This is a genomic window from Tractidigestivibacter sp. (assembly GCF_057241865.1).
In genome coordinates this window covers 1-8,211 of the sequence record NZ_DBHHPX010000063.1, presented here as the reverse complement: position 1 = coordinate 8,211, position 8,211 = coordinate 1, and the positions used below count along the sequence as shown (strand labels likewise).

The 8,211-nt window shown below is 59.8% G+C and carries 7 protein-coding genes and 1 pseudogene; 5 read left to right on the top strand and 3 right to left on the bottom strand.

The features are described from left to right. Nucleotides 1-956 (bottom strand): zinc-binding dehydrogenase (locus ACO59D_RS12490; RefSeq protein ID WP_485127260.1); only part of this gene is annotated, 956 nt, incomplete at its 3' end. A 1,085-nt stretch (nucleotides 957-2,041) separates the two neighbouring features. Further along, nucleotides 2,042-3,538: an aminotransferase class I/II-fold pyridoxal phosphate-dependent enzyme gene (locus ACO59D_RS12485; protein WP_485127261.1), complete on the bottom strand. Its 1,497-nt coding sequence runs from the start codon at nucleotides 3,536-3,538 to the stop codon at nucleotides 2,042-2,044. Between the two features lie 307 nt (nucleotides 3,539-3,845). Here ACO59D_RS12485 and ACO59D_RS12480 point away from each other — a divergent pair, with 307 nt between their 5' ends. Next, nucleotides 3,846-4,190 (top strand): phage holin family protein, encoded by a 345-nt coding sequence (locus tag ACO59D_RS12480; RefSeq protein ID WP_485127259.1) that lies wholly within the window; start codon nucleotides 3,846-3,848, stop codon nucleotides 4,188-4,190. A gap of 186 nt (nucleotides 4,191-4,376) precedes the next feature. On the opposite strand, the gene ACO59D_RS12475 is transcribed toward ACO59D_RS12480, so the two are convergent. After that, on the bottom strand, nucleotides 4,377-4,724 hold the full coding sequence (locus ACO59D_RS12475; protein WP_485127258.1) for a winged helix-turn-helix transcriptional regulator: 348 nt from the start codon (nucleotides 4,722-4,724) through the stop codon (nucleotides 4,377-4,379). Between the two features lie 177 nt (nucleotides 4,725-4,901). Here ACO59D_RS12475 and ACO59D_RS12470 point away from each other — a divergent pair, with 177 nt between their 5' ends. The 4 genes and pseudogenes from ACO59D_RS12470 (at nucleotide 4,902) to ACO59D_RS12455 (ending at nucleotide 7,349) form a co-directional block, all read left to right on the top strand. Continuing rightward, a complete protein-coding gene (locus ACO59D_RS12470) occupies nucleotides 4,902-5,456 on the top strand; it encodes an NADPH-dependent FMN reductase (RefSeq protein WP_485127257.1) in 555 nt (184 codons plus the stop codon). 94 nt (nucleotides 5,457-5,550) lie between these two features. After that, nucleotides 5,551-5,700, top strand: a pseudogene (locus ACO59D_RS12465) ((2Fe-2S)-binding protein); the annotation flags it as partial. Continuing rightward, the gene (locus ACO59D_RS12460) at nucleotides 5,685-5,870 is read left to right on the top strand and encodes a DUF1653 domain-containing protein (RefSeq protein ID WP_485127256.1); all 186 of its coding nucleotides are present in this window, start codon (nucleotides 5,685-5,687) and stop codon (nucleotides 5,868-5,870) included. The pseudogene ACO59D_RS12465 and the gene ACO59D_RS12460, both read left to right, overlap by 16 nt. A 108-nt stretch (nucleotides 5,871-5,978) precedes the next feature. Beyond that, nucleotides 5,979-7,349 carry a M18 family aminopeptidase gene (locus ACO59D_RS12455; RefSeq protein WP_485127255.1) on the top strand — a complete coding sequence of 457 codons (1,371 nt, stop codon included), beginning with the start codon at nucleotides 5,979-5,981 and terminating at the stop codon, nucleotides 7,347-7,349. Nucleotides 7,350-8,211 lie beyond the last annotated feature (862 nt).

Genomic DNA, 8,211 nt, shown 5'->3' with positions numbered 1-8,211 from the left:
CGCCAGGAGGTGGAGTCGTAGGCCTGGTGGCCGATGATGCTCTTGTTCCACTCGGTGATGTTGTTGATGGAGAACTCAAGCGGCTTGAAGCCCATGCCGACACGAACGACCTCGCCGTTGGGGCGCAGCATATCGAGGGACTGCTTGAGGGCGATGTTGGCGCCGGAGCACTCGACAACCAGGCCCAGGTTGTCGCGGCCGCATATCTCGATGCAGCGCGCGACGACATCCTCGGTGGAGCCGTTGACGCAGTGGGTGGCGCCGACCTCGCGAGCAATCGGGAAGCGGGTCTCGACGTCCTCCTGCAGGCCGACCATCACGATGTTGACGGCACCCATGATTCGGGCGACCTGGACGGCGAACAGGCCCAGGGGACCGGTTCCAAACACGACGACGTCCTGGCCGGGGAGCAGGCTGGACTGCTGGGCGATGGCGTTGTAGGAGTTGGAGACGGGATCGAGAAGGGCTGCCTCCTCATACTTCACGCCCTCGGGAATCTCCCAGATGGCGTGCGGGTGGAGCTGCAGGATTCCGCCGGGAATCTTGGCGTATTTGGCGAAGCCGCCCGAGCCACCGAAGACGTCCCAGTTATGGTCGAGGCCCAAACCCGACTTGTGCTCGCAGAGCATGAAATCGCCGCGCTCGCAGGCGGGACACTTGCCGCAGGCCTTGCCGGAGTTGTCGGAGACGACGCGCTGACCGACCTTCCAGTCGGTCACGTTCTTGCCGACCTTGACGATAACGCCGGCGAACTCGTGACCGCGGATGGAGTCGACCTTCTCCGAGGTGTTGCTGCCCTCAAGGTCAGCGTACCAGTGCTTCATGTCGGCACCGCAGATGGCGGCCGCCTTGATTCGGATGATCACGTCGTCGGGGCCGCACTCGGGAGCCGGCACGTCGATGTAGTGATAGCCTCCGAACTCGCCATGGTCACAGTAGCGGGTCAAAGCCTTCATACGATTCCTCCCCTGTCCTTCCGGCGGCATCTTGCCCCCGGTCTTCCTGATACCTTCGTTCCTCACAGAATTTGTTTGTTTCAAACACTAAAACCTGTGTAGCATGTAATTTACTCTGTGTTTTAAAAGAATGATTCTGTGTTTTTAAGAATTACCGTGAACGGACCAATAGCGTCTGCAGGCGGCAAGCGAAAGGGGCTCACCATGGAGATAGGCCCCGTAACAGAGAAAATGTGGGGTTGGCCGCGTAAGACGGTATGGAGAAACGTCAGCGACGCTGTCCCTTGGGCGAGCGCCCCACAGTTATTGAACGTAATTTTGTGCGCGCGCAGCGTTTGCCCAGTTGAGCTTTTGAGCGGCGGGGATTGCGCGCAATAATCCGAGCGGGCCACGCCATTGGCTGGCGCGTGGGAGGGTTCGGAACCGTCTGTTGCGATCCGTTAAAACACGAATTGACGGTTTGTGGCAGTTTGCCACAAATCCTTGATATGATATACATGTAGTGGCAAATCATCTACCTGCGGTATCCCAAATCTCAAAGCGCCTGCTACTCGGGAGCACCGCGAAAAACTGCCACCAACCGTAAAAATGCGCCATCCAGCAACCCCCGACGATGCCTCGGGTGCCGTCGGAATGAGCTCCACCTCGCTCGAACCCGCCTGATGGCACGTTTTTACGGTTGGTGGCAGTTTTATAGGGACAGCCTGAGTATCCAGAGGTTCAATTGTTGATAATTCGCAGGTCAGAGACTTGAGACATCGGAGCCTTCATATAAAGAATTTGCCTGAAACTGCCACAAACCGTCAAATCGCGAAGGTGGGTTGCCAGAATCTCCCTAGATTCCCCGTGCAACCACCTATCAGGCAGGATGAGCGGTCGGCAATCCGCCAGCGATGTCAAAGCCATAGGGTCATACGTACGCATCACCACGATTTTCTGGCAAGGCTGCTCGCCGCGCGCCCTTCCGTGCCAAACCCGTGTGACGGCCGCGCCAATGAGACACCACGACCCATCTGCCTGCGTCTTTCTCGCCAACATGTAAGAAGCCCCGGAGCAGCCACCCGCCCCAGGGCCCCATCCCCAGCCTACTGCCGGTAGTAGCTCAAGAAGTCCTCGAGCTTGTCCATGGCCTCATGCAGCGTATGCCTGCGCGGCAGGTAGACAATGCGGAAGTAGCCGGGCTTCTCCCAGTTGAAGCCCTTGCCCGCCGTGACGAGCACGTGCTCGTCTTTGAGCAGGTCAAGCGCAAACTGGTCATCGTCGGTGATGTGGAACTTGTTCGGATCGAGGCGCGGGAAGATGTAGAACGCCGCCTCGGGCTTGGTCACCGTGACGCCATCCATGGCACTCAGCCGCCCGTAGACGTACTCGCGCTGCTCGTAGATGCGCCCGCCGGGGACAAGCAGGCCCTGGCTGCGCTGGATGCCACCCAAGCAGGTCTGCACGATCGACTGTGCCGGCACGTTGGAACACAGGCGCATGTTGGACAGCATATTGATGCCGTCAATCAGGTCTTTTGCGATGCGCTTGTTGCCCGAGAGGCTCATCCAGCCAATGCGGTAACCTGCGACCATGTGGCTCTTGGAGAGCCCGTTGAACGTGATGCAGAAAAGGTCGGGCGCAAGGCTCGCGATGGAGACGTGTTGCTTGCCGTCCATCACAAGGCGGTCGTAGATCTCGTCCGCAAAGATTACGAGCTGGTTCTCTCGCGCCACATCCACAATCTCCTGCAGCACCTCGCGCGGATACAGGGCGCCCGTGGGGTTGTTGGGGTTGATCACGACGATGCCCTTGGTACGCGGCGTCACCTTGCTCCGGATGTCCTCGATGTCGGGATACCAGTTGGTCTTCTCGTCGCAGATGTAGTGCACAGCTGTGCCGCCGGCGAGCGTGGCGCAGGCGGTCCACAGCGGATAGTCCGGACTGGGGACGAGGATTTCGTCGCCCTCGTCCATGAAGGCGTTCAACGCAAGCTGGATGAGCTCGGAGGCGCCGTTACCGGTGTAGATGTCCTCCACATCCACGTTAGGAATGCCTTTGAGCTGGTCGTACTGCATGATGGCCTTGCGCGCGGCAAAAAGGCCGCGGCTGTTGGAGTAGCCCTCGCACTCCGTGAGCTGGTCCTGCATGTCCTTCACGACCTCGTCCGGCGTGCGGAAGCCGAACGGGGCGGGGTTGCCGATGTTGAGCTTGAGAACGTGGATGCCTTGGTCCTCCATGCGGTACGCCTCGTCTAGGACGGGTCCGCGGATGTCGTACAGGACGTTGTCGAGCTTGGATGACTTCTTGAACTGGCGACGAGGCATGGCTGGTTCCTTCTTCTCGGTGGGATTGCTTGACGGGTCATATGCCGCGGGACTCGAGGCTGGCGGATCGGCTAGGGCTGGCGTGGCAATCTCGCCTGCGTCTCCCAAGAGCCACTCGGCACTCACGCCGAGGGAGCCGGCGAGAAACAAAAGCGTTGCCTTCCTGGGCGTGGTCTTGCCACTGAGATACTGGCTGAGCTGCGACTTCCCCAGCTTGACGCCATCGGCGACAGCAAGGCGGACAAGATCAGCCTGGCGCAAGCCCCTCTTGTTCATTGCCTCTCCAAGTCGCTCGGAGAATGTCTCGTGCTCTTGATCTGCCACTGTTCCTCCTCTTCCGGGCTTCGCGGTTGCAGACAAGAAGTTCAGCTTTGTCTTCACGTGCGCTCCGCCGACATCCCTGAAGTTCAAATTTTTTTTCCAGTGCAGTAAGTTCAATTTATGGAAGACTATCATGCTGAAGTTCATAATACGAGAAGAAAAATTGAACTTCACGACCAATGCACGTCGTTTGTCGATAGGAAGCAGCCTTGGGTATCATGTGGTAACAGCAGTTGGCAACTCGAAACGTGGAGAAGCGCACATGAAAGTCATAGCTACCGCCATCGCGTCGTTTGTCGCAGTCTCTCTCGTACCCTCGGCGTACGTGGTGGGAGAGCCCCACTGGATGGCCTATCTTGTCTTCGCCCTCATGCTTTGCGTGATAAATGCACTGGTGAAGCCAATCGTGCAGGTCCTCTCGCTCCCCGTGACAGTCATCACTCTCGGGCTTTTCTCGTTTGTGGTCGACGCGCTTATGGTGTCGCTCGCGTCCAATCTCGCCGAAAGCGTGTTTGGGATGGGCGTCGTGGTCACGGGCTTCTGGGGGACGCTCTTTGTGGCGCTCATCGTAAGCATTGTGTCCGGAGTCCTCGGCGCCAAGGAGTGATGACGGGTCACCATCAAGTCGTAGAATATCGCCGGTTGGCGTGCGATAGCCGTCTATGAAATCCTAAACGATGGCCAGACGCGGCTTCGGACAGACTATAAGCCCGAAGCCGTCAGCAAAGTCCCAGAGCCTCAACCCCACGAGCACCCATCGCCAATCCTGTTGCACGGATGCCGCCAAACCGGGCTATGCCATCACATCACCGTTCTTCAGGTGCTCGGCGTAGCCCCTTCCCCACGTCTCGATGCTTGCCAGCACCGGTGCAAAGTCCTCTCCCACCTGCGTGAGCGAGTACTCCACGCGCGGAGGCACCTCGGGAAAGACCTCGCGGCGCACTAGACCCTCCGCCTCGAGCCGTTTGAGCTGCGACGAGAGCGTGGAATGCGTAAGCTCTGGCATACGCCGCTCGAGCTCACCAAAGCGTAGGGTCCCTCCACTCAGATGGTGGAGAATCACAATTGACCACTTGCCCTGAAGAAGCCACTGAGCTGTCACAAACGGGCAGGTACCAAAGTTCTCGGGCTTGCTCTGCATGAAAGTCATCCCCCTCGCCCAGGCACATGACAGCAGCATTGCCTTGGCATAAGTATCTTTTTTCATACTAAGTATTGAGAAAAAACGATATTTATCAAGTCTCATTTATTGGCTACACTGAGACTGGTACATAGTTACTACTAAGTTCGCAAACAAGAGCTGAACAGGAGATAGAAGATGTCAGACAGGAACATCCTCATCGTTGTGGGGACCCTTCGCAAGAACGGCTACAACGAGCAGCTGGCCCGGCGAATCGAGTCGCTGCTCGAAGGCCGCGCCAACGTGAGCAAGCTTGACTTCTCGATGCTTCCGCCCATGAACCAGGACATCGAGAGCCCCGAGCCGCCCGCAGTCGCAGCTGCGCGCGACGCCATACGCAAGGCCAACGGCGTGTGGTTTGTCGTTCCGCAGTACAACGCCTCGTACCCCGGCCACGTGAAGAATCTTGTTGACTGGCTGAGCAGGCCTCTTCCCGGCCAAGGTCGCGAGAGTGCCGTCTCCAACGGCATGCACGCCACCGTCTCGGGTGCGGGCGGCCAGACGGCTACGGCCGAGATGCGTGAGGCACTCGACGCGCTTCTCGCCTTCGTGGGCGCGCAGGTCATGCCCGAGGGCGAGACCGGCATCGCTCTCTCCAGCGAGTCCTGGACTACCGGCAACCTCGTGCTCTCCGCAGACGACGAGACGGCGCTTGCGGCACAGGCCACGGCTTTCCTCGATTTCATCGCGTGACCCCTGACCAATCGGGTGTCAAATAGCAAGCTTCGCGACCGCCGCCTCCTCGTGGGACGGCGCCGCCACATGCCAGCCAGGGATTGGGGAATCCATGGGCAAGAAGAAGTCGAAGAAGGATGTTGTCTGCGGCTACAAGCATATGACCGGGGCGGATATCGAAGCGGCAGTGGAGGCCGGTGCAACGGGTTTCTCGGATGTAAAGCGCATGACCGGTGCCGTTGCCAAGTGCGGAAAGTGCAGGAGCGCGATGAAGAAGTGCCCAGGGAAGGCTCTCGCGACGCTGAGACCGGTGAGGAGCTCGTGGTGTACCGAAAACTCTATGGTGACGGCTCGCTCTGGGTGCGTCCCAAGGTGATGCCTCTCTCCGAGACAGACCACGAACGCCATCCATGGGCCACGCAGTGCTCGTGAGACAAGGCGGCTGTCCCCTTGTCTCACGTCCCCTGTCCTCTTGTCTCCGCACGCATCGCGTCCCAGTGCTACGCTCAACTCGAGACAACCAACAGAGAGGACGCACGCATGCCAGATGGTGAGTATCCATCCGCGGGGGCTGCAACGGCCGAGGACCTCGAGACCTCAGAGCGCCTCGTCGACTTCATCCGTCATTGCCCCAGCATGTTCCACACGGCGGCAACTGTTACCGCCCGCCTTGACCAGGCCGGATTCACACACCTGCCCGAGGGAGACGCCTGGGGCGTAAAACCCGGCGGCTCGTATTACACCACGAGGAACACTTCGAGCGTCATTGCCTTTCGCGTGGGCGAGAATGCCCTCGATCGCAACGGCTACCACTTCCAGATGACCGCCGCACACGCGGACTCCCCCACCTACAAGGTGAAGTCGGTTCCCGTGCTCGAGGGACCCGAGGAGTGCCTGCGTCTGGACGTCGAAGGCTATGGCGGCATGATTGGCTACACCTGGCTCGACAAACCCCTATCGCTCGCAGGCCGAGTCCTCGTGCGCACCGCCGACGGCATCGAGAGCCGTCTCTTCGCGCCTGACCGCAACCTGTTGCTCATCCCCAGCGTTGCCATCCACCTCGACCGCACCGTGAACGACGGCAAGGCGTTCAACGAGGCCGTCGACCTCTGCCCGCTCTTCTCGGCCGGACGCCTCCGCAAGGAGGACTTCGACCGCATGGTTGCTGAGGGCGTGGGCGTCAACCCCGAGGACATTCTCGCGCGCGACCTCTTCCTTGTGAACCGCGAACAACCGTGCGTCTGGGGCCTGGCGGACGAGTTTGTCTCGTCGCCCAAGCTCGATGACCTGCAGTGCGCATTCGCCTCGCTCGAGGCATTTGTTGCCGAGAAGAATACCCAGTGCGTGACCGTCTACGCGTGCTTCGACAACGAGGAGGTGGGCTCCAACACCAAGCAGGGGGCCATGTCGACGCTGCTCCACGACACGCTGGTACGCGTCAACGCTACGCTGGGCATGGGCGAGGAGGGCTATCTGCGCGCCCTCTCGCGCTCCTTCCTTGTGAGCTGCGACAACGCGCATGCGCTGCACCCCAACCACCCGGAGCTCTATGATGCCGTGAACCGCTGCCACTTGAACGGCGGGCCGGTAATCAAGGAGGCGGCTAACCAGATGTACACGACCGACGCATTTAGCCGCGCGGTCTTTGTGGCGCTGTGCGAGCGAGCTGGCGTGCCGTACCAGACCTTCGCCAACCGCTCCGACATGGCCGGCGGCTCGACTCTGGGGAACCTCTCGAACACGCAGGTGAGTGTACATGCCGTGGATATCGGCCTGCCGCAGCTCGCCATGCACTCCAGCTACGAGACCACGGGCACCCGCGACACCGCATGGACCATCCGTGCGCTGCGCGAGTTCTTCTCGGCAGACCTGCGAATAACCGGCGCAGAACGTGTAGAGATCGCCTCGTAGGTGCTGGTTTGGCGGCCCCGACGCGTGTCGGGGCCGTCTTTTGCCGAGAAAGGCAGCCGCGTGCACGGTTCAAACCCAACCCTTTGGCACCGCACGCGGCCTCCGGAGCCCGTGGTTGGCGTGGGCGTGACAGGCTTCAGCTTCCCACGACAACGCATCCGCAGGGACAAAATCGACAGTAGGCCGATGAACGAACGACAGGCATTCGACGTCACCGTTGCACCAGACCGTGGCGATGCCGCGCGCAGCATCGCCACTGAGCAGGCCGCATGGGGCAGGGCGGCCGTCCCCGAGCACTAAATTGACGTTTGGTGGCAGTTTTTCGAGGGTGCGCAAAGTACAAACTGGTTCGAGGTTTGTTGAAGTGCTGGTCAGCGATTTGCCACTCCGGAGATATCACATCAAGGATTTGCCCGGAACTGCCACCAAACGTCAATTCGCGTTCCGGCCGGCGGCGAGGGGCTTCCCCGGGCGCCGACGGCACCATCGACCCCTGTGGGGACGCGGGCAGGGCCGGGCGCTCGCCAGACAGCGGCCGCACGAATTTACGGTTTGTGGCAGTTCCGGGCAAATCCTTGATATGTTTCAGAAGAGGTCGCAAATCCGTGACCTGCGGATCAACAAACATCAAACCAGTTACTACTCGAGGGGTCCCCGAAAAACTGCCACCAAACGCCAAAACGTGCCAAATTAGCCTAAATGAATTGTGTACAATTTGTCGTATGCAATCAATTCACCCTGAAACGCCAAAAAAATGCGTCCATACTACAAGCAGCCAAACCAAAGGCCCAGGCATTACCTGGAGAAGGAGACCAGCTATATGAAGTCAAGACCTAGAGACTGATTTGTTCGACCGACACCG

What these genes read in the sequence shown, in the direction of transcription:
- ACO59D_RS12485 (WP_485127261.1), bottom strand. Translation starts at nt 3,538, where the DNA reads ATGAACAAGAGGGGCTTGCGCCAGGCTGATCTTGTCCGCCTTGCTGTC.
- ACO59D_RS12480 (WP_485127259.1), top strand. Translation starts at nt 3,846, where the DNA reads ATGAAAGTCATAGCTACCGCCATCGCGTCGTTTGTCGCAGTCTCTCTC.
- ACO59D_RS12475 (WP_485127258.1), bottom strand. Translation starts at nt 4,724, where the DNA reads ATGCAGAGCAAGCCCGAGAACTTTGGTACCTGCCCGTTTGTGACAGCT.
- ACO59D_RS12470 (WP_485127257.1), top strand. Translation starts at nt 4,902, where the DNA reads ATGTCAGACAGGAACATCCTCATCGTTGTGGGGACCCTTCGCAAGAAC.
- ACO59D_RS12455 (WP_485127255.1), top strand. Translation starts at nt 5,979, where the DNA reads ATGCCAGATGGTGAGTATCCATCCGCGGGGGCTGCAACGGCCGAGGAC.